This window comes from Microbispora oryzae (assembly GCF_017896165.1).
Classification (GTDB): domain Bacteria; phylum Actinomycetota; class Actinomycetes; order Streptosporangiales; family Streptosporangiaceae; genus Microbispora; species Microbispora oryzae.
In genome coordinates, this window is record NZ_JAFCNB010000024.1 from 83,955 (window position 1) to 104,792 (window position 20,838).

General features: G+C 74.5%; 9 protein-coding genes. 4 read left to right on the forward strand and 5 right to left on the reverse strand.

Features of this window, described 5'->3' with window-relative positions:
* Positions 1 to 999 carry a hypothetical protein gene (locus JOL79_RS29525; RefSeq protein WP_210159184.1) on the forward strand — a complete coding sequence of 333 codons (999 nt, stop codon included), beginning with the start codon at positions 1 to 3 and terminating at the stop codon, positions 997 to 999.
* Positions 1,000 to 1,031: 32 nt separating this feature from the next.
* Here JOL79_RS29525 and JOL79_RS29530 read toward each other — a convergent pair whose 3' ends face one another.
* From JOL79_RS29530 to JOL79_RS29540, 3 genes are read right to left on the reverse strand one after another with little or no spacing between them, the layout of a single operon-like run.
* The gene (locus tag JOL79_RS29530) at positions 1,032 to 2,183 is read right to left on the reverse strand and encodes a cysteine desulfurase family protein (RefSeq protein ID WP_210159185.1); all 1,152 of its coding nucleotides are present in this window, start codon (positions 2,181 to 2,183) and stop codon (positions 1,032 to 1,034) included.
* A 5-nt stretch (positions 2,184 to 2,188) separates the two neighbouring features.
* Positions 2,189 to 3,079, reverse strand: a complete 891-nt coding sequence (locus JOL79_RS29535) for a hypothetical protein (protein ID WP_210159186.1) — start codon at positions 3,077 to 3,079, stop codon at positions 2,189 to 2,191.
* Positions 3,076 to 4,791: a condensation domain-containing protein gene (locus tag JOL79_RS29540; protein ID WP_210159187.1), complete on the reverse strand. Its 1,716-nt coding sequence runs from the start codon at positions 4,789 to 4,791 to the stop codon at positions 3,076 to 3,078. The genes JOL79_RS29535 and JOL79_RS29540 overlap by 4 nt, the downstream gene beginning before the upstream one ends.
* Positions 4,792 to 4,978: 187 nt before the next feature.
* Here JOL79_RS29540 and JOL79_RS29545 point away from each other — a divergent pair, with 187 nt between their 5' ends.
* The gene (locus JOL79_RS29545; protein ID WP_210159188.1) at positions 4,979 to 5,557 is read left to right on the forward strand and encodes a phosphopantetheine-binding protein; all 579 of its coding nucleotides are present in this window, start codon (positions 4,979 to 4,981) and stop codon (positions 5,555 to 5,557) included.
* Here the strand turns inward: JOL79_RS29545 and JOL79_RS29550 are convergent.
* Positions 5,483 to 7,048, reverse strand: coding sequence for an amino acid adenylation domain-containing protein (locus JOL79_RS29550; RefSeq protein ID WP_210159189.1), 1,566 nt, complete (start codon positions 7,046 to 7,048; stop codon positions 5,483 to 5,485). The two genes, JOL79_RS29545 and JOL79_RS29550, sit on opposite strands and share 75 nt — an antisense overlap.
* A gap of 63 nt (positions 7,049 to 7,111) precedes the next feature.
* The gene (locus tag JOL79_RS29555) at positions 7,112 to 8,506 is read right to left on the reverse strand and encodes a condensation domain-containing protein (RefSeq protein WP_210159190.1); all 1,395 of its coding nucleotides are present in this window, start codon (positions 8,504 to 8,506) and stop codon (positions 7,112 to 7,114) included.
* Between the two features lie 215 nt (positions 8,507 to 8,721).
* On the opposite strand from JOL79_RS29555, the gene JOL79_RS29560 reads away from it, so the two are divergent.
* Positions 8,722 to 17,460, forward strand: a complete 8,739-nt coding sequence (locus tag JOL79_RS29560) for a type I polyketide synthase (RefSeq protein WP_210159191.1) — start codon at positions 8,722 to 8,724, stop codon at positions 17,458 to 17,460.
* On the forward strand, positions 17,450 to 20,838 hold a 3,389-nt coding region (locus JOL79_RS29565), incomplete at its 3' end, for a type I polyketide synthase (RefSeq protein WP_210159192.1). The genes JOL79_RS29560 and JOL79_RS29565, both read left to right, overlap by 11 nt.

The window sequence follows — 20,838 nt, forward strand, 5'->3', positions numbered from 1 at the left end:
ATGACAATGACGACGATGTCCGCGGGCAGTTTCGCCGCCGGCGGTGACTACGTGACGGACGTGTACAGGTACGCCTCCCGGAGGGGCGCGATCGACGGGATCGAGCAGGCGGCCGCCGACCTCGGCGTCGAGGTTGCAGGAGTGGCGCGTGCGGTGGAGCACCTGCTGGAGATCCGGCTCCTGCGGGTGGCCGACGACGTGGGCCGCCGGTTCGAGCCGGTCGACCCGCAGCTCGCCGCCGCCTCGCTGGTCTCCTCGGTGGAGCGGGAGATCTACCTGCGGCGCGAGCTGATCGACCAGATCCGTGAGCGGGTGGGAGTGTTCCAGCCCGACTGGACCGGGGCGGTCACGGCCGCGCCCGGAGCGGCGGTCGACTACCTGGTCGGCGCGATGGAGGTCCGCGGGTTCCTCAAGACGGCCGGCGACGCCTGCCGCGAAGAGGTCCTCGTGCTCCAGACGGGCTCCGGCGGAGCCGACGACCTGGTGGAGCCGTTCCTCGCGTTGCTCGCGAGAGGGGTGGCCGTCCGCATCATCTGCCAGCACCGCAACCGGGGCGACGTGGCGACCCGGATGCGGCTCAAGCGCCTGACCGACGCGGGCGCGGTGATCTACACGCTCAGCCACATCCCGCGGTCGGCCCTGGTCTTCGACCGCTCGCTGGTGGTCATGTTCGGTATGAACGAGGAGGAGGTGAGCGTGGCGCGGGTGCACAACCAGGGCATCGCCCAGTTCTTCCTCGACATGTTCAACCACATGTGGGAGACGGCGACCCCGCTGGAGGGCGTCGGGTTCGGCTACGCCGACGTGGCCGACGACCTGCAGCAGGCGATCGCCGCGCTGATGGCCAAGGGCTACACCGACGAGGTGGTCGCCCGCAAGCTCGGCATGTCCGTGCGCAGCTGCCGCCGGCACATCGGGACTCTCATGCGCGACCTGGACGCGACGAGCAGGTTCCAGGCCGGGGTCCAGGCGGCGCGGCGGTTCCTGCCCAGCGCGTAGCCGGCGCGGCCGCGCCGAGCGCAGGGGGGCGCTCAGCGTGCCGCCGCGGCACCGGTCAGGCCGCGCGCCCGTTCGACGACCAGCTCGATCCCGCGCACCAGATCCTCGTGCGGCATCCGGGGGTCGAGGCAGATCCGGATCGAACTGTTGGCGTCCTCCGGGCTCACCCCGATCGCGGTCAGCACGTACGACGGCTCCTGGGAGTCGGAGTTGCACGCCGAGCCGGTGGACAGCGCCACCCCGTGGAGGCTGGAGACCAGGCTCTCGCCGCGCACGCCGGGCAGCACGACGTTGAGCACGTGGGGCACGCCCCCATGCGGGTCGCCGTTCACCCGCGCGCCCTCGATCCCGGTCGTCAGCATGTCGAGCGCGGTGGCGCGCAGCCGGCGGACCCGGCTCCAGTCGTCGTTCCGCCGCCGCAGCGCCAGCTCGCAGGCGGCGCCGAGGCCGACCACGAGATGGGTCGGGACCGTGCCGCTGCGCAGCGCGTACTGGCCGCCGCCGAACATGATCGGCCGCAGCCGGTGGCGGATCTCGGGCCGCACGTAGAGGGCGCCGACGCCCTTGGGGCCGTGGATCTTGTGCCCGGAGACGGACAACGTGTCGATCTCCGCCGCGCGCACGTCGATCGGGATGCGGCCGGCGGCCTGTGCCGCGTCCACATGCAGCAGCGCCCCGGCCTCGTGACACAGGGCCGCCGCCTCCGCGATCGGCTGCACGGCGCCGATCTCGCTGTTGACCCAGGCGACCGTCGCGACCCGGGTGTGCAGGTCGAGCAGGCCTGCGAGACCGGTGAGGTCCACCCGGCCGTCGGGCCGTATGGGCACGGTCCTGACGTCGACACCGCGTCCGGCGAGCGCGCGGCCGACCGCGAGCGAGGATTTGTGGTCGATCGGGCAGAACACCCCGTTGACGGGGGCGCGGTCGTCGTGGGCGAAGGCGCCGAGCAGCGCGATGTTGTTGCTCTCGGTGGCCCCCGAGGTGAAGACGATCGTCTCCGGATCCGCCCCGACCAGCGCGGCCACCGAGGCGGCGGCGGCGTCCACCGCGCGCCGGGCCCGCTTGCCCAGGACGTGCGGCGAGGACGGGTTCCCGAAGTCCTCCCGCAGGTACGGCAGCATGGCGTCGAGCACCTCGTCGTCGACCGCCGTGGTGGCGCAGCCGTCCAAGTAGATGATCTTCATGGTGGTCAGCTCCGGAAGGTGCAGACGTTCACGAGCTTGCCGTAGATTTCGTCCGCGGACATCTCGCCGCTGCCGCCGGGATCGGCGATGACGATCCGCATGCCGGACAGCTCGTAGAGGTTCAGCGCGATGTCCACGCCGGTCCTGACCGGCTGCAGGCACTCGCCCGGCGCGAAGATCAGGATCGACCGGTGACCGGCCCGGTGCACCTCCGAGATCATCTCGGTGATCTCCCCGGCGCAGCCGGTGACGCCGCAGCTGATCAGCGTGCGGTAGTTGCCGTCGCCGTCGAGGAAGGCCACCTCGGTGTCGTGCCGCGCGCCGTCGAGGTAGCGCCGTTCCAGCAGCCCCTGCTTCACGAAGCGGTCGGCCGCCTTCTGGAAGCGATACTTCAGCCACGTCTCCGGGAACGCCAGCGGGTGCTTGCGGCTCGGCAGGACGACGTCGGTCGGCAGGCCGGCGGCGCGCAGCGCCTCCTCGTAGGAGGGAGGCAGCGCGGTGAGGCCGGCGAAGAACTCGGCGCGCAGCTCGCTCGCCGACCGCCCGGCCGAGGGGACGTACTGCCAGTCGTTGATCAGCAGGAGCAGCCGGGCGTCGACGCCGGCCGCCGTGTAGGAGCGGGCCAGATCGATCGACAGGTCCCAGGTGTAGCCGGGGAAGACGCCGACGCGGCCCTCGATGCGGCGGCGCATGACCTCGTCGCGCTGCTCCTCGATGACGCCGGGGACGAGCCGTCCCGACGACTCCTCCTCGAACAGCATGAAGTGGCCGCCCATGACGACCAGGCCGTCCAGCTCGCCGGCGGGAAGCTCCCGCCGGATCACCTCACGGAGCTCACGCTCGGAGGACACGAGCCGGTGACCGCTGGTCACCCTTCCACTGAGTGTGCGGTTCATGATGACTTCACTCCGAGTCGCATGAGTGCCGATGGTGAGACGAGCCGGCCGGCGAGCGCGCCGAGCGGCGCGGGGCCGGCGAGGTCGCCGAGGGACAGCCCCGACCAGCCGCGCGCGGCGAGGTCGGCGAGCACGCCCGGGATCCGCAGGACGCGGCCCCCGGCGAGGACGTAGCTGCCCGAGGGATCGGCGGCGGCCAGGCCGTTGGCCCGGCACACCGCCTCGGTCAGGGCGGTGAGGGCCGGCCCGGCGGTGGCGCCGTCCCGGTCGGTCCAGTCGCTCCGGTCACCCCGCCCGGACGGGGTGGCCGGTCCGCCGGAATCGCGGGGGGCGAACGCGGCCAGCGCGGCGGCGTCGCTGACGCGCGGCTCGGCCGCGGAATCGTCGCAGGCGAGCACCAGGGCCTCGTGCCCGCGCAGAAACCCTTCGACGGCCGCCGCGTCCAGCACCGCGGCGGACGCCTGCAGCGACAGCGCGACCGCGTCGGGCCACTCGTCCACGCGCAGGTAGGCGTCGCCGCCGTAGTGGGCCCACGCCTCGGGCGCCGGGTGCCACGTGAGCGCCGTGCGCCCGCCGCCGTACGCCTCGCCCGACTGCTTGATGAAGTTGACCTCGGACCCCAGCCGCACTGCCCGGCCGCGGCGGGAGCCCTCCCGTGACAGCAGCTCGACCAGTTCGTCGTACGGCAGGTACGCGTGGGCCCTGGCCCGGTCGAGCGCTGCGGCGGCCCGCCGCAGCAGCTCGCCGAACGGCGGGTCGCCCGAGCAGTCCACCCGTACCGGAACGGGCGAGAACATGCAGGTCAGCACGTCGGTGAAAGGGTGGGACTCGCGGTTGCCGACGAACACCAGATGGCTGACCGTCTCCTCGCCGGTGTAGGCCGCCGTCATCGCGGTGTAGGCGGTCATGTGCACCAGCGACGGCCACACCCCGTGGCGGGCCGCGACCCGCCGCCCGGCGGCGAGCAGGGCCGGCGAGATCAGCGTGGCGTGCGTGGCGGCCGGGGGCCGGGGCGCGGCCGCTCCGGCGGGCTCCGGTTCCGGCCCCGGTTCCGGCCCCATGGGGGGCGCGGGCGCGCGGCGGGTGGCGAACGGGTCGGCCGGCAGCCGCGCGATCTCGTCCCGCCAGTACGCCAGGGCGCCCGCCGCCGTGACGGCCGCGTCGGCGGACGTCTCGTAGCGGGCGAGGTCGGCCGGCTGGTGGCGCACCGGGGGCGGCGTCACCGGGCGGCGGGTGGCGAGGCCGGTCGCCTGCGCTCCCAGCTCCCGTTCGAACTCGCCGAGCGTCCAGACGTCGACGGCGAGGTGGTTGAAGACCAGCACGACCTGCCTGGGCGCGCCGCCCCGGGTGATGAGGCAGGCCCGCATCGGCCACTCGTGCGCGAGGTCGAACGGCTCGGTCCGCAGACGGTCGATCACCTCGGCGGGCGCCGGGGTGCCGTCCCGCTCGGTCGTGGCGACCACGGCGGCGAAGGGACCCGGCGGATGCACCCGCTGCTCGGGGCCCTCCACGTGATAGGTGGTCCGCAACGCCTCGTGCCTGCGGACGAAGTGGGTCAGCAGGGCGCGGCACCCGGCGAGGGTCAGGCCCTCGGGAATCGCGAAACGCATCACGACGTGCGTCTCGTGCTGCTGCCGGGGAGGGAGCCGGTGGACCCTCAGCCACATGTAGCGCTGACCCCAGCAGAGGTTCGCGGACTTCACAGCGGGCACTTCGGCCTCCACGCCGGCGAATTACACGTGAATACGATTAAGGGTTCGCCCTCGGCCCCGCGATAACAACAGCGTTCCGCTGGCAGGTTGGACCCGCGAATAGCTGCCAGTTATTCGCCTTGACCCGATTCCGGGCATTCCCGGATGCTGGACGGAGTGGATTCCTCGGTCAGATGGGCGTGCCACGATGTCAGAAATTCCGGACCACTTCCAGAGCATTCTCCGCAAGCATCTGCCGTACGCGGACGCGGGGGAGCTGGCCGACGACGACGATCTGGCCGGCCTGGGCCTCGACTCCATGGGCGTGGTGCGGTTGCTGGCCGACCTCGAGGGCGTCTACGGCGTCGCGCTGCCGGACGAGCTGTTCAACGAGGAGACGTTCGCCACCGTCGGGTCCCTGTGGCGGGCCCTGTCCGTGTTCACGGAGTTCACGGAGTTCACGGAGTTCACGGAGTTCACGGAGTTCACGGAGTTCACGGAGACCACGGAGTTCACCGGGTTCGCCGGGTTCGATGGTTCCACTGGGCCCACCGGGTCCACTGGTTTCGCCCCATTCGCGGAGCCCGGCGGATTCGCCGGGCTCGACGGGTTCTCCGGGTTCGACCTGCCGGTGGACGCCGGTGGCGAGCCCGGCGACGGGTTCAAACGGCTCGCCGACCTGGCCCGCGAGTCGTCCGCCGGCCCCGGCGCCTCAGCCGGTCAGCGCGGTGGCGACGGCACGCCGGTCGATCTTGCCGTTGGCGTTGAGGGGCAGCCGCTCCAGTGAGGTGACCGTACGCGGCACCATGTAACCGGGCAGCACCTCCGCCACCCCCTTGGCCAGCGTCACCCCGTCCAGGCAAGAACCGGTGCAGGCGGCCCGCAGCTCCGGCTCCCCGTCCTCACCCGGCAGCGCGAGCACGACCGCCTCCTCCACCCCCGGCAGGCCGCGCAGCACGGCCTCGACCTCGCCCAGCTCGACCCGGTGCCCGGAGATCTTGACCTGCTGGTCGAGCCGGCCCAGATGCACCAGGACCCCGTCGCGCCAGGCCACCCGGTCTCCGGTCCGGTACCACAGCTCCGGCGGGACCGCGGGCCCCGCGCCGATGGCCGGATCGGGGGACAGGCCGGGATCCCCGGCGAACCGCCCCTCGTTGTCCCGGGGATCGGTGTAGCCGGGGAAGCGCTGCGGCCCCCGCAGGCAGAGCTCGCCCTCCTCGGCCGGCTCGCCGTCGCCGTCCAGCACGACGTGCTCCACCCCGGGGTACGGCAGGCCGATCGGGACGGTGCCGTTGGGCGTGGCCGGCCAGGCGGCCGGATCCTCGGGCAGCCGATACTGGGTGCACGAGATGGTCATCTCGGTCGGCCCGTACAGGTTCTCCAGCACGGCGGCGGGCGCGGCCCTCCGCCACGCCTCGGCCTGCCGCAGCGTCAGCGGCTCACCGCAGAACAGGCTCCAGCGCAGCGAGGGCATCGACCCCGGCGTGAGCCGCCGCAGGCGCGTGGCCATCGAGATCACCGACGGCACGGAGAACCAGTGCGTGAGCCGCTCGCGGGCCACGAACGACACCGGTTTGAGCAGGTCGTAGCCGCGCGGGACGACCAGGGCGGCGCCGCTGCCCCAGGCGGCGAACATGTCGAAGACGGACAGGTCGAAGGTGAGGTCGAAGGTCTGCGAGACCCGGCAGCCGGGGCCCAGCTCGTAGCGCGGGATCACGTGCGACAGGTACGCGTCGACGCCGCGATGCCGCAGCGGCACGCCCTTGGGCACACCCGTGGAGCCCGATGTGAACAGCACGTACGCCAGGTCGTCGGGGTCCGCCGCCACCGGCCCCGGACCGCCGGAGGCGTCGCCGGAACCGTGCGGCACGGGGTCGAGCAGCACGGGGTCGGCCCGCAGCACAGGGTCCACGCGCAGCACGGGGGCGCACAGCCCGGACGGCACCGGCCCGCCCGTCCCCGCGACGACGATGTCGGGCCTGGCCGCCTCGGCGACGGCCCGGTTGCGCGCGTCGGGCATCGCGGGGTTCAGCGGCACCGCGGCCGCGCCGAGCCGCTGCACGGCCAGGTAACCGGCGTACGCGAGGACGTCGCGGGACGCGTACAGGGCGACCCGCCGCGGCGGGCCGCCGCAGGCGCGGGCGATGGCGGACGCCAGGCGCGCGGCGCACGCGTCCAGCTCGGCGTAGGTGAGGGCGTCGCCGCCGACCTCCAGGGCCGGCTCGTCGCCGAAGCGCGCCGCGGAGTCGGCGAACCACTGGTAGAGCGTGCGTGCCACGACTCGTCTCCTGACGGGGGCGGAAGCGGAGGGCGTCTCTGGGACGTCGGCGCGCGACGGGGATCAGGCCGCACCGGCGGCGGCGACCCGCGCGACCGGCTCGGGGATCTCGCGGGGAAACAGCGAGGGCGGCAGGTCGGCCGCGCCGCGCCACAGATCGGCGACGCGGCGGCCGGGGTCGGTCACCGCGAGCTGCACGCCCAGCGCCAGCGTGCGGAAGATGTCCGTCATCGCGGCGGCGGGCAGGACGTCGGGATCGGCCAGCATGTGCAGGTTGGTCTGCCCGTTCTCCACCGCGACCCGCACCCGGAACGCCTGGCCGTACTGCTGGGCGAGGGGTGTCCAGACCAGTTCGGCGGGGCTCTGGTCGGCGGGGTCGGACGGGCGCCGGTCCATCTGGATGTAGTTGAACCACGCGCGGAACAGGTGGTTCATCCAGCAGTCGTGGTCCGGGCGCCGCCCGGCTCCGGCGGTGTGCTCGGCGGCCAGTGCGGCGACGCGGTCGAAGTCGTAGCAGGAGTAGCGGTAGGACTTGGCCCCGGCCCAGTGCAGCCGCCGGACGTGCTCGGCGAGCGTCGCCCCCTCGCCCACCGTGGTGACGAACGGGACGAGCTGGTTCATCGTGCCGATGACGTGCTGGTCCTCCTGGGCGAACCGGTTGGAGGACATCAGGCTCATCGTGACGTCGGCGGTGCCCAGATGGCGGGCGAGCCCCGCGGCGACGAACGCCATCACGACGGCGGGGGCGGTGACGCCGTGCTGCCGCGCGGCCTGCGACGCCAGCCCGCCCAGGCGGCGCGAGCGCAGCGTGAGCTCAAGCCGGTTGCGCCTGGCTCGCGACGGAAGCGTGGGCAGCCGGTCCATGAGGCCGGCGCTCATGACGTCCCTGAAGTAGCGCTCGGACTGCTCCTGCCGGGGCCGCCACGACTCCGCGCGCTGCGCCCGGGCCAGCGCCCGGGGGGCCGGCCCGAGCGGGGCCGTCGCCCGCGGGTCGGCCACCAGCGCCTTGAACTGGTCTTCCAGATGCTGGATGGACCACAGGTCCACGATCAGGTGGGAGAAGACGAGACTCAGGTACATCGGGGCGCCTCGGGAGCTCACCAGCAGTCCCCGCCAGTTGAGGTCGCCGGCCATCGGGAACGGCACCGCCGCCTGCTCCGCCTTGGTCCGTTCGTGCTCGGTCGGGTCGGTGACGATCCGGTCGACCAGCGCGATCGGCGGTTCGGCGTCGTCGTGGATCCGCTGGAAGGGGATCCCGTCGCGTACGTGGTAGGTGGTGCGCAGCGCCTCGTGCCGGTCCATGAGCCGCCGCAGCGCGCCCGTCGCCTGCTCCGTCGTCAGGCCGCGCAGGTCCCACGTCGCCGGGAGATTCGCCTCGTGCAGCCAGTCCTCCGGATACCGCTCGATGTCGCGCCAACTGAACAGCTGTCCGTTGCTGAGCGGCGCCTCGACCGGCATGGTCATTCCCTTCGCGGCTTTTTCTCGGTCCCGCCAATTCACCGCGTCCGCGCGCGTCCGGGTCAAGAAGGCGGCACTGGTAAATAGCGGCGGTAACAATGTGCCAGCCCGCCTCCATGTGCCGGATCGGCCGTCGTCATTAGAGTCGCGAATGACGTGAAATAGCGAATTTCTTCACCGTCGTTCCGCGAATCCGGCTTGAGGTGGGCGCATTGATGGTTGGAGAGTCTCTTCAGGGGCCCGGGAGGGAGAGGCCCGGGGCGGTCGCCGTCGTCGGCATGGCCTGCCGGCTCCCTCAGGCCGACGATCCCGCCGCGTTCTGGCGGCTGCTGCGCGGCGGCGCCGACGCGGTGACCGACGTGCCCGAGGACCGCTGGGCCGGTGCCACCGGGCACCGCCGCGGCGGCTTCCTCGCGGACGTGAACGGCTTCGACGCGGCCTTCTTCGGCATCTCGCCCAACGAGGCCGCGGCGATGGACCCGCATCAGCGCCTGGTGCTGGAGCTCGCCTGGGAGGCGCTGGAGAGCGCCCGCGTCGCCCCCGCCCACCTGCGCGGCAGCGCCGCCGGGGTGTTCCTCGGCGCGATCTCCAACGACCACGCCGCCCTGCAGGACCGGCGCGGCGCCGGGACCGCCCGGCACGCCTACGTCGGCGCCAACCGCGCGATGATCGCCAACCGGGTCTCGTACTTCCTCGGGCTGCGCGGCCCCAGCCTCGTCCTCGACACCGGCCAGTCGTCGTCGCTCGTGGCGGTGGAGATGGCCTGCGAGAGCCTGCGCCGCGGCGAGAGCGCGGTCGCGCTGGCCGGCGGGGTGAACCTCAACCTGCTCGGCGATACCACCGACGCGATCGCCGGGCTCGGCGCGCTGTCGCCCGACGGCCGCTGCCACGTCTTCGACGCCCGCGCCAACGGCTACGTACGCGGCGAGGGCGGCGCCCTGGTCGTGCTGAAGCCGCTGACGGCGGCCCTCGCGGACGGGGACGTCGTGCACGCCGTGATCCTCGGCGGCGCCGTCAACAACGACGGCGGCGGCGAGGGCCTGACCGTGCCCAGCGGCCCAGCCCAGGCGGAGGTGATCCGCCTGGCCTGCGCGCGGGCGGGCGTGGAGCCCGCCGAGGTGCGATACGTCGAACTGCACGGCACCGGCACCCGGGCCGGCGATCCCGTGGAGGCCGCGGCGCTCGGCGCCGTCTACGGCCCGGGACGTCCGCAGGACGACCCACTGCTGGTCGGCTCGGTGAAGACCAACATCGGCCACCTGGAGGGGGCGGCCGGCGCGGCCGGTCTGCTCAAGGTGGTGCTCGCGCTGAAGCACCGGGAACTGCCCGCCAGCCTGCACTTCGACTCGCCGCCCCCGGAGATCCCGCTGGAGGAGCTGCGGCTCGGCGTCGTACGGGAGACGCGGGCCTGGCCGGGGGACGACGGGCAGGAACCCCGGCCGCTCGTCGCGGGCGTCAGCGCGTTCGGCATGGGCGGCACCAACTGCCACCTCATCCTCGCCGAGCCCCCGGCGCCGTGCGGTGCACAGAACCCAGCCGCCCAGAGCCCAGCCGTCCGAGACACAGCCTTCGCAGACGCCGCCGCCCGAGAGACCTCCGCCCCTCACGACGTGGCGCCCTGGGTGCTGTCCGCGCGGGAGGAGCCGGCCCTGCGCGAGCAGGCGCGCCGCCTCGCGGCGGCCGCCGCGGACCTGGCCCCGGCGGACGTCGCACTGAGCCTCGTGCGCACCCGCGCGGTCTTCGAGCGCCGCGCCGTCGTCCTCGGGCCCGACCCCGGCACGCGCCTGGACGCGCTGCGCGCCCTCGCCGACGGCCGCCCCCACGACGACCTTGTCACAGGCGCCGCGACCGGCGGGCGCCGCGCCTTCGTCTTCCCCGGCCAGGGTTCGCAGTGGCCCGGGATGGCCGGCGAGCTGCTCGCGTCGTCGCCCGTCTTCGCGGCGCGCCTGGAGGAGTGCGCCCAGGCCCTCGAACCGTTCACCGGCTTCGCCCTCATGGACGTGCTGCGCGAGCGGCCCGCGGCGCCGGGCCTCGACCGGGTCGACGTGGTGCAGCCGGCGCTGTGGGCGGTCATGGTGGCGCTCGCCGAGGTGTGGCGGGCGCACGGCGTCGAGCCTGACGCCGTTGTCGGCCACTCCCAGGGGGAGATCGCCGCCGCCACCGTCGCCGGGGCGCTGACGCTCTCCGACGCCGCCCGCGTGGTCGCGCTGCGCGGCCGCGCCATCGGCGCGATCACCGGCGGTGGCGGCATGATGTCGGTCGCCGCGCCCCTGGACGTCCTCGAACGGGCACTGCCCGACCGGGCCGGCGTGGCCGCGTACAACGGCCCGCGCTCCTACGTGGTCTCCGGGCCGCGCGACGCCCTCGGCGAGCTGGCGGCCCGGCTGGACGGCTACCGGACGAAGCTCGTCCCGGTCGACTACGCCTCCCACTCCCCGGAGGTGGAGCGGGTCCGCGACGACGTGCTCGCCGCCCTCGCCCCGATCCGCCCGGTGAGCGTGCCCACGACGTTCGTCTCCACACTCACCGGCGAGCCCGTGGACACCGCCGGGCTCGACGCCGCCTACTGGTATCGCAGCCTGCGCCACCCCGTGCTGTTCGCCCCGGCCGTGCGGGCGGCGCTCGAAATCGGCTGCGGGCTCTTCGTGGAGTGCAGCCCTCACCCCGTGCTGGTCGCCGGGCTGGAGGAGACGGCCGACGAAGACGGCGCGGACGTGGCCGTCGTGGGCACGCTGCGCCGAGGTGAGGGCGGCCGGGAGCGGATCCTGCGCTCGCTCGCCCGGGCGTTCGCGAGCGGCGCGCCCGTCGACTGGTCCGGCCCCTGCACCGAACCCGGCGCCCGCCTCGCCGACCTGCCCACCTATCCCTTCCAGCGACGTACGTTCGGCTCGGCGGCGCCGTCGGCCGCCCCGCGTCCCACGGCGGACCGGGAGCCGGCCACTCCGGAAACGAGCGCGGAACCGGCGGTTTCGCCGCCCCCGGGCCCGGCTGCCTCGCGGGAGGAGCTGCGCGCGCTCGTCCTTTCCGCCGCCGCTCGCGTGCTCGGCCACGCCGACCCCACGGCGATCGAGCCGGGCCGGACCTTCAAGGATCTCGGCGTCGACTCCGTGACCGCGGTGGAGCTGCGTGACCGGCTGCGCGCCGCGACCGGGCTGCGCCTGCCCGCCGGGCTGCTGTTCGACCACCCCACGCCCGACCGGCTGACCGGCCACCTGCACGCGCTGCTCGCCGGCGCCGGCGAGCAGGCCGTCGCCGGCCCGTCCGGCCCGTCAGGTACGGACGGCGACCCGATCGCGATCGTCGGCATGGGCTGCCGCTACCCCGGCGGGGTGACCTCCCCCGAGGACCTGTGGCGGCTGGTGGCCGAGGCGGCCGACGCGGTCGGCGACTTCCCCGCCGACCGGGGCTGGGACCTCGACGCGCTGTTCGCCGACGGCCCCGTCAGGTCGGGCACCAGCGACACCGGGCAGGGCGGCTTCCTGCGCGACGCCGGCCGGTTCGACGCCGCCTTCTTCGGCATCAGCCCGCGCGAGGCGCTCGCGATGGACCCGCAGCAACGGGTGCTGCTCGAGGTCTGCTGGGAGGCCGTCGAACGGGCCGGCGTCGACCCGGCCTCGCTGCGCGGCTCGGCGACCGGGGTCTTCGTCGGCGCGATGGCGTCCGACTACGGCCCACGGCTCGACCGGCCCGCGGAAGCGGTCGAGGGCCACCTGCTGACCGGCACCGCGCTCAGCGTGGCCTCCGGCCGGATCGCGTACACGCTCGGGCTGCGCGGCCCCGCGATGACCACGGACACCGCCTGCTCGTCATCGCTCGTCTCGATCGTCCTCGCCGCGCAGGCGCTCCGGCGCGGCGAGTGCTCGCTCGCGCTGGCCGGCGGGGTCACCGTCATGGCGCGGCCGGGCATGTTCGTGGAGTTCAGCCGGCAGGGCGGCCTCGCCCCCGACGGCCGGTGTAAGGCGTTCTCCGCCGCCGCGGACGGCACCGGCTGGGCCGAGGGCGCCGGAATGCTGCTGCTGGAACGGCTCTCCGACGCCCGCCGCAACGGTCGCCACGTGCTCGGAGTCATCCGGGGCGGGGCGATCAACCAGGACGGCGCGAGCAACGGGCTCACCGCTCCGAACGGGCAGGCCCAGCGCGAGGTCATCCGGCGCGCGCTCGCCGACGCGCGGCTGACGGCCGGCGAGGTGGACGCGATCGAGGCGCACGGCACCGGCACCCGGCTCGGCGACTCCATCGAGGCCGATTCGATCATCGCCGAGTACGGCGCGGCCCGCGACGGCGGAGATCCGGTCTGGCTGGGGTCGCTCAAGTCGAACATCGGGCACACCCAGGCCGCCGCCGGGGTGGGCGGCGTGATCAAGATGGTGGAGGCGCTGCGGCGGCGTACGCTGCCGCCGACCCTGCACGTCGCCGAGCCCACTCCGCACGTCGACTGGGCGTCAGGCGGGGCGGCGCTGCTGACACGTGAGGTGCGGCTCCCCGCCGACCGGCCGCTGCGGGCGGGGGTGTCCTCGTTCGGCATCAGCGGCACCAACGCCCACGTGATCCTGGAGAACGCGCCCCAGATCGAGCCGCCGGACGGCGGCACCGGCGGCACCGGCGGCATTGGGGACACAGGCGACACAGCCGACGGAGCCCCGATCGTCTGGGCTTTCTCGGCCAAGAGCGCCGCGGCGCTGCGTGCCCAGGCAGCCCGGCTCGCCCGGCACGCGGCGGAGATCGCGGGCCCCGCCGCCGAGACCGAAGACGTGCCCGGAGAAGCGGCCGAAGGCGTGCCCGGAGAAGCGGCCGGAGACCTGGCCGGAGCCGAGGCCGGAGACATGGTCGGAGTCAGGGCCGCTCTGGCCGCGGCCGGGCGGGCGCTGGCGCGGCGCGCCGTGTTCCCGCACCGGGCCGTGGTGGTCGCGGCGGACCACGCCGAACTGGCCGCCGGGCTCGCCGCCGTCGCCGAGGGCGTCCCCCACCCCGCCGTCACGACCGGGGTGGCGGCTCCGGACGCCCGGCCCGTGTTCGTCTTCCCGGGACAGGGATCCCAGTGGGCGGGGATGGCCGCCGGGCTGCTCGAGGTGAGTCCCGTCTTCCGCGCCTCGATCGAACGGTGCGACGCCGCGCTCCGCCCGTACACCGGATGGTCGGTGACCGATGTGCTGCGCGGGGCCGGCGTCGCTCCGGACCTCGACGGGTCCGAGGTCATCCAGCCGGCGCTGTTCGCCGTGATGGTCTCCCTGGCCCAGCTGTGGCGGTCGCTGGGAGTCGCGCCCGCGGCGGTGCTCGGGCACTCCCAGGGCGAGATCGCCGCCGCGTGCGTGGCCGGGGCGCTGTCGCTGGAGGACGCGGCCCGGGTGGTGGCGCTGCGGGCCCGCGCGCTGGCCCGGCTCGGCGACATCGGCGGGATGGTCGCGGTGTCGATCCCGGCCGAGCGGGCGCAGGCCCTGCTGGAGCCGTGGGCCGGCCGGCTGTGGCTCGCCGTTGACACCGGCCCGGCCAGCTCCGTGGTCGCGGGGGACGCCGACGCCCTCGACGAGTTCGCCGCCGCCTGCGACGCGGGCGTCCAGCCGCGGCGGGTGGCGATCGGTTACGCCGCGCACACGCCCCACATCGAGGCGCTGCGCGAGGAACTGCTGACCGCTCTCGACGGCATCCGCCCCCGTCTCGCGGACGTCGAGTTCTGCTCCTCGCTGGAGGGACGGTTCGTCGACGCCGGAGAACTGACGCCCGGCTACTGGTTCACCGGCCTGCGCAATCCGGTGCGGTTCCGGCAGGCCGTCGAGACCGCGGCCGCGCGGACCTCCGTCTTCGTCGAGGTGAGCCCGCATCCGGTGCTGGCTGGGCACGTCGAGGACGTCCTGGAGGCGGCGGGCGTGCCGGGCGGCGCGACCGGCACCCTCCGGCGCGGCGACGGCGGCCTCCGCCGCCTGCTGCTGTCGGCCGGCCAGGCGTGGACGCGGGGCGCCGGCGTGGACTGGACGGCCGTGCTCGGCCCCGGTCGCGCGAGCCACGCCACGCTGCCGACGTACCCCTTCGACGGGACGCGTTACTGGCTCGACCCCGTGGGAGACGGGCCGTCGGATGCCCGTCATCCGCTGCTCGGCCCCGCCGTGCCGGTGGCCGCCGACGGCGGGCTGCTGCTGTCCGGACGGCTGTCCCGTACGGCCGCGCCCTGGCTGGCCGACCACGCGGTGGACGGCCGGGTGCTGCTGCCCGGAACGGCCTTCGCCGAACTCGCGCTGGAGGCCGCGGCGGCGGCCGGATGCGTCGCGGTCGAGGAGCTGACGCTGGAGGCGCCGCTCTTCCTGCCCGACACGGGCGGGGCCGAGATCCAGCTCGCCGTGGGCGGCCCGGGGGAGGACGACCGCCGGAGCCTGGCCGTCTTCGCCCGCCCGGCCGGCGACCCCGGTGAGCCCTGGACCCGGCACGCGGCCGCCGTTCTCGGCGCCGCCCCCGCCGCCGGTTCTTCCACCCGTTCTCCCACCGGTTCTTCCACCGGTTCTTCCACGGTGCGCGGCGCATCGGTTCAGTGGCCGCCGCCCGGAGCGGAGCCGATCGACCTCGGCGACCTCTACGACCGGCTGGCCGAGCGCGGCTACGGCTACGGCCCGGCCTTCCAGGGGCTGCGCGCCGCCTGGCGGGACGGCGGTTCGGGCGACGCGTGGGCCGAGGTGGCGCTGCCGGAGGCCGTCCGCGGCGACGCCGGCCGCTTCACCGTGCACCCCGCGCTGCTGGACGCCGCGCTGCACCTGGTCGTGCTCGACGCGGCCGACGACCCCGGCACGCTCCTGCTGCCGTTCGCCTGGAACGGGGTCACGATCGCGGCTCGCGGCGCCGAGATCCTGCGGGTCCGGCTGACCGCGCGCGGCGGTGACGCCGTCGCACTCACCCTCTTCGACGGATCAGGGGCCTGGCTCGGCGAGGTGGAGACCCTCGCCCTGCGGCGCGTGCCGAAGGGCGCGGGCGCCGCCCCCGTCTCGTACGACCTGGAGTGGGCCGAGGTGGCGCCCTCCCCGGTCGGCGCGGAGCGGTGGGCGGTGGTCGGCTACGGCGGTTTCGACGCCGGACCGGATCTCGCCGGGCTCGACGCGCCCCGCTACTACGACCTCGCCTCCCTGGCGGAGATCAGCGCGGGCGAGGTCCCCCGCCTCGTGCTCGCCCCCTGCGGCGGAGACCCGGCCGATCTCCCGTATGCGGCGCACGACGCCGTCCGCCAGGCGCTCGACCTCGTCCAGGAGTGGCTGGGCGACGAGCGGTTCGCCTCGGCCCGGCTGGTCTTCGCGACCCGGCCGGGAGATGTGGCCAGCGCGGCGGTGTGGGGCCTGGTGCGCTCCGCGCAGTCCGAGCAGCCGGGGCGGTTCGCGCTCGCGGAGCTGCCGGACGGCTTCACCTCCTGGGAGGCGCTCGCCGCGGCGGTCGCGTCGGGCGAGACGCAACTGCGTGCCGTCGGCGGACGGCTCACCGCACCCCGGCTGGCCGAGCGGCGGACCCCCGCCGAGCCCGCCGACCCTTCCGGCTCTGTGTCTGGCGCTGTGGCGGGTGCGTTTCTGGTCACCGGCGGGACCGGCGGCCTCGGGGCGCTGGTGGCCCGCCGCCTGGCGGCCCGGCACGGCGTGGGCGAGCTGGTGCTGGCCTCGCGCCGCGGCCCGGCCGCGCCCGGCGCCGCTGAGCTGACCGCGGAACTCGAGTCGCTGGGCGTCCAGGTGCGCGTCGCGGCCTGCGACGTCTCCGACCGGGCGGAGCTGGCCGCCCTGCTCGACTCGATCCCCGTCCTGGGCGGGGTGGTCCACGCGGCCGGAGTCCTCGACGACGCCGTGGTGGAGCGGCTGTCGGGCGCGCAGGTGGACGCCGTGCTCGCGGCCAAGGCCGACGCGGCCTGGCACCTCCACGAGCTGACCCGTGACCGGCCGGTGGGACCGTTCGTGCTGTTCTCCTCGGTCGCCGGGCTCATCGGCACCTCGGGCCAGGGCAACTACGCGGCCGCGAACGCCTTCCTGGACGCCCTCGCCCTCGACCGCCATGAGTCGGGTCTGCCCGCGGTGTCGGTGGCCTGGGGCCTCTGGGACGCGCCGTCCGGCATGGGCGGGACGCTCGCTCCCGCCGACGTCGCCCGGCTCGCCCGGGCGGGCGTCGCCCCGCTCGCCGCGGAGAAGGCGCTCGAACTCTTCGACGCCGCGCTCGCGGCGCCCGGCCCGGTGCTGGTCGCGGCCGCCTGGGACCGCGCCGGCCTGCGGGCCAGGGCGGAGGCGGGCGAGCTGCCCGCCCCGCTGCGCGGCCTGGTGCCCACACCCGCGCGTACGGCCGTGCCGCCTACGGCACCGCGAACGGCACGGACACAGGGGAACACATCCGGCGCGGTCGCGGGCACCGGCGACATCGGCGGGCTGGCGGCCCGGATGGCGGCGCTCGACGAGGCCGAGGCGCGGGCCCACCTGGTTGGCGTGGTGCGCGGGCACGTCGCGAGCGTGCTCGCCCACGACAGCCCCGAACGGATCGACGTCGACCGGGCCTTCAACGAGCTGGGGTTCGACTCGCTCACGTCGGTCGAGCTACGCAACCGGCTCACCGCGGACTCCGGGCTGCGGCTGCCCGCGACGCTGGTGTTCGAACATCCCACGGTCACCGCGCTGGCCGGCTACCTGCACACCGCGCTGGCTCCCGAGCGGCCCTCTCCCGAGGACGCGCTGCGCGCCGTCGCCGACGAGGCCGAGGCGATCCTCCGCGCCGCCGGCGACGCGGACGACGGGGTGCGCGGCAGGCTCGTGACCATCCTGCGGGACACGCTGACCAGACTCGGCGCCGATCCGGCCGTCGCCGGCGCGGGCTCCGCGCCCGCCGGGCCGCGCGCCGCCACCCCGGAGATCGTCTCCGCCTCTGACGAGGAAATCTTCGCGTTGATCGACAACCGGATCATGACGTCGCCGCTGAGGTCGACGTCGGAAGGGCCGGATCATGGCGAGTGAGCACGAGCTGCGCGCGTACCTGAAGCGGGTCACCGTCGAGCTCAAGGAGAGCCGCAGGCAGCTGGCCGAGGATCGGGATCGGCGGCATGAGCCGATCGCGGTGGTGGGGATGGCGTGTCGTTATCCGGGTGGGGTGTCGAGTCCGGAGGGTTTGTGGGATCTGGTGGCGTCGGGTGGGGATGCCATTTCGGAGTTTCCGGTGGATCGGGGTTGGGATGTGGAGGGGTTGTTCGACCCTGATCCGGATGCGGTGGGGAAGTCGTATACGCGGCATGGTGGGTTTCTGCATGACGCGGGTGATTTCGATGCGGCGTTTTTCGGGATGAGTCCGCGGAGTGCTCTGGCGACCGATCCGCAGCATCGGTTGTTTTTGGAGTCGTGCTGGGAGTCGTTGGAGCGGGCGGGGATCGATCCGGGCACGCTGCGCGGCAGCCGCACCGCCGTATACGCCGGATCCATGTACAACGACTACTCGTCGCGCTTCGTGCACGGCGCGGTTCCCCCGGCCCTTGAGGGCACCCTGCTCTCGTCGAGCACGCCGAGCGTCCTGTCCGGCCGGGTGTCGTACACGCTCGGGCTGGAGGGCCCGTCCCTGACGATCGACACGGCGTGTTCGTCGTCGCTGGTCGCGCTGCACCTCGCCGTACGTGCGCTGCGTGACGAGGAGTGCACGCTGGCGCTGGCGGGCGGCGTCGCGCTGCTCGCGTCCCCGGACGCCTTCGTCGAGTTCTGCCGGCAGCGGGCGTTGTCGGTGGATGGGCGGTGTAAGTCGTTTTCTTCGACCGCGGATGGTGCGGCGTGGTCGGAGGGGGTGGGTGTGCTGGTTTTGGAGCGGTTGTCGGATGCGCGGCGGTATGGGCGTCGGGTGTTGGCGGTGGTGCGGGGGTCGGCGGTCAATCAGGACGGGGCGAGTAATGGGATGACGGCGCCGAGTGGTCCGGCGCAGGAGCGGGTGATTCGTCAGGCGTTGGCGGATGCGCGGTTGGGTGCGGCGGATGTGGATGTGGTGGAGGCGCATGGGACGGGGACGACGTTGGGGGATCCGATCGAGGCGCGTGCGTTGGTGGCGACGTATGGGTCTGATCGGGTGGGTGGTCGTCCGGTGTGGTTGGGGTCGGTGAAGTCGAACATCGGGCATACGCAGGCGGCGGCCGGGGTGGCCGGTGTGATCAAGATGATCAAGGCGATGGAGCATGGCGTGCTTCCGCCGACGTTGCACGTGGCCGAGCCCACCCCCCACGTCGACTGGTCGGCGGGCCGGGTCGAACTGCTCACCGAGGCCGTTGAATGGCGGCGCGGGACGGGGCCCCGCCGCGCCGGGATCTCGTCGTTCGGCATCAGCGGCACCAACGCCCACGTCGTCATCGAGGAGCCCGAGCCCGAGCCGGAATTCGAGCCGGAACCGGTGCGCGAGTCGTACGCCGGGCCGCTCGCCTGGCCGATCAGCGGTCACACCCCCGGCGCGCTGCGCGGGCAGGCCCGGCGGCTGCACGCGTTCACGACAGCCGGAGAGAGCGCCGGAGAGGGCCCAGGGGCGGCCGACGTCGCCTACTCCCTGGCGGCGACCCGTTCGGCGTTCCGCCACCGGGCGGTCATCCTCGGCCGGGACCGCGAGGAACTCGTGGCCGGGCTCGCCGCCTTCGCCGACGACGGCCCCGCGGCCGCCGAGGGCGTGGCGGGCGACCGGCCCCACGTGGCCTTCCTGTTCACCGGCCAGGGCGGGCAGCGGCCCGGGATGGGCCGCGACCTCGCCGCGGTCTCGCCGGTCTTCGCCGCAGCCCTGGAGGAGGCGTGGGCGGCGCTCGACCCGCACCTCGACCGGCCGCTGCGCTCCGTCATGTGGGCCGCCCCCGGCACCCCCGCGGCGGCCCTGCTGGACGAGACCGCCTACACCCAGCCCGCGCTTTTCGCCTTCGAGGTGGCCGCCCACCGGATGCTGGAGTCGCTCGGGCTCACCCCCACGACCGTCGCGGGACACTCGGTCGGCGAGTTCGCCGCCGCCCACGTCGCCGGCCTCTGGTCGCTCGCCGACGCCGCCCGCCTCATCGCCGCACGCGGCCGGCTCATGCAGGGGATCACCACGGCAGGCGCGATGATCGCGGTTGAGGCGACCGCCGAGGAGGCCGCGGCGGCCCTGGAGGGCCTGGGCGGCCAGGTGGCCGTCGCCGCCGTGAACGGACCGCGCGCCGTGGTGCTCTCCGGCGCCGCGGACGCCTGCACGGATGCCGCCGCGCGGTGGCGCGATCAGGGCCGGCGTGTCCGGCGGCTGTCGGTCAGCCACGCCTTCCACTCGCCGCTGATGGAGCCCATGCTGTCCGGCTTCGCCGCGGAGCTGGACGCGGTCTCCTTCGACCGGCCCCGGACGGCCGCCGTCACCGGCCTCACCGGTGTCCTGGAAGACGACTGGACCACCTCGGCGTACTGGCTGGAGCAGATCCGGCGGCCCGTCATGTTCCACGCCGCGGTCGAGCGGCTGGAACAGGAGGGCGCCGCCGTCTACGTCGAGGTGGGCCCGCGGGCGGTGCTCGCCGGGATGGTGCACGACTGCGTCACCCGCGACGCGGTCGTCGCCGCGCTCCACCAGCGGGACAGCGGCGAGGCCGAGGCGCTCGTGGCCTGCCTGGCCCGGGCCTGGACCGCCGGTGCGGGGGTCGAGTGGCCCGCCCTGTATCGCGGCGGGCGCGCCGTCACACTGCCGACCTACGCCTTCGAACGTGAGCGCTTCTGGCTCGCGCCGCCCCCGCGCGCCGCCGCCGTCTCCGAGGCGGGGCTGGAGGAGACCGCCCACCCGCTGCTCGGCGCGGCGGTCGACCTCGCCGGCGACGGGCCCACGGTGCTGACCGGCCGCCTCTCGGTCGCCGCCACGCCGTGGCTCACCGACCACGCGGTCTCCGGGGCCGTGGTACTGCCCGGCGCCGCCATGGCCGACCTCGTCCTGGAGGCCGGCGCCCGCGTCGGCTGCGAACTGGCCGAGGAGCTCATGTTCGAGGCGCCGCTGACGCTGCCCAGGAAGGGCGCGGTCGCCGTCCAGGTCGTCGTCGAGCCGCCCGACACGTCCGGTGCTCGTGCGGTGCGGGTCCACTCGCGCCCGGAGGACGACCACGAGACGGGCTGGACCCGCCACCTGTCCGGCGTGCTCACCGATGCCGCCTCTACCGCCGACGCCGGCTCCGTGTCGGGTCCGGTCGTGGGTGTGGCGGGGTGGGCGGGGGTGTGGCCGCCGGAGGGTGCGGTGGCGGTGGGGGTCGAGCGGGGTTATGAGGCGTTGGCGGAGCGTGGTTATGAGTATGGGCCGGCGTTTCAGGGTGTTCGTGCGGTGTGGCGGCGTGGGGATGAGTTGTTCGCGGAGGTGTCGCTGCCGGATGGGGTGGAGGTGAC

What these genes read in the sequence shown, in the direction of transcription:
- JOL79_RS29525 (WP_210159184.1), top strand. Translation starts at nt 1, where the DNA reads ATGACAATGACGACGATGTCCGCGGGCAGTTTCGCCGCCGGCGGTGAC.
- JOL79_RS29530 (WP_210159185.1), bottom strand. Translation starts at nt 2,183, where the DNA reads ATGAAGATCATCTACTTGGACGGCTGCGCCACCACGGCGGTCGACGAC.
- JOL79_RS29535 (WP_210159186.1), bottom strand. Translation starts at nt 3,079, where the DNA reads ATGAACCGCACACTCAGTGGAAGGGTGACCAGCGGTCACCGGCTCGTG.
- JOL79_RS29545 (WP_210159188.1), top strand. Translation starts at nt 4,979, where the DNA reads ATGTCAGAAATTCCGGACCACTTCCAGAGCATTCTCCGCAAGCATCTG.
- JOL79_RS29555 (WP_210159190.1), bottom strand. Translation starts at nt 8,506, where the DNA reads ATGCCGGTCGAGGCGCCGCTCAGCAACGGACAGCTGTTCAGTTGGCGC.
- JOL79_RS29560 (WP_210159191.1), top strand. Translation starts at nt 8,722, where the DNA reads ATGGTTGGAGAGTCTCTTCAGGGGCCCGGGAGGGAGAGGCCCGGGGCG.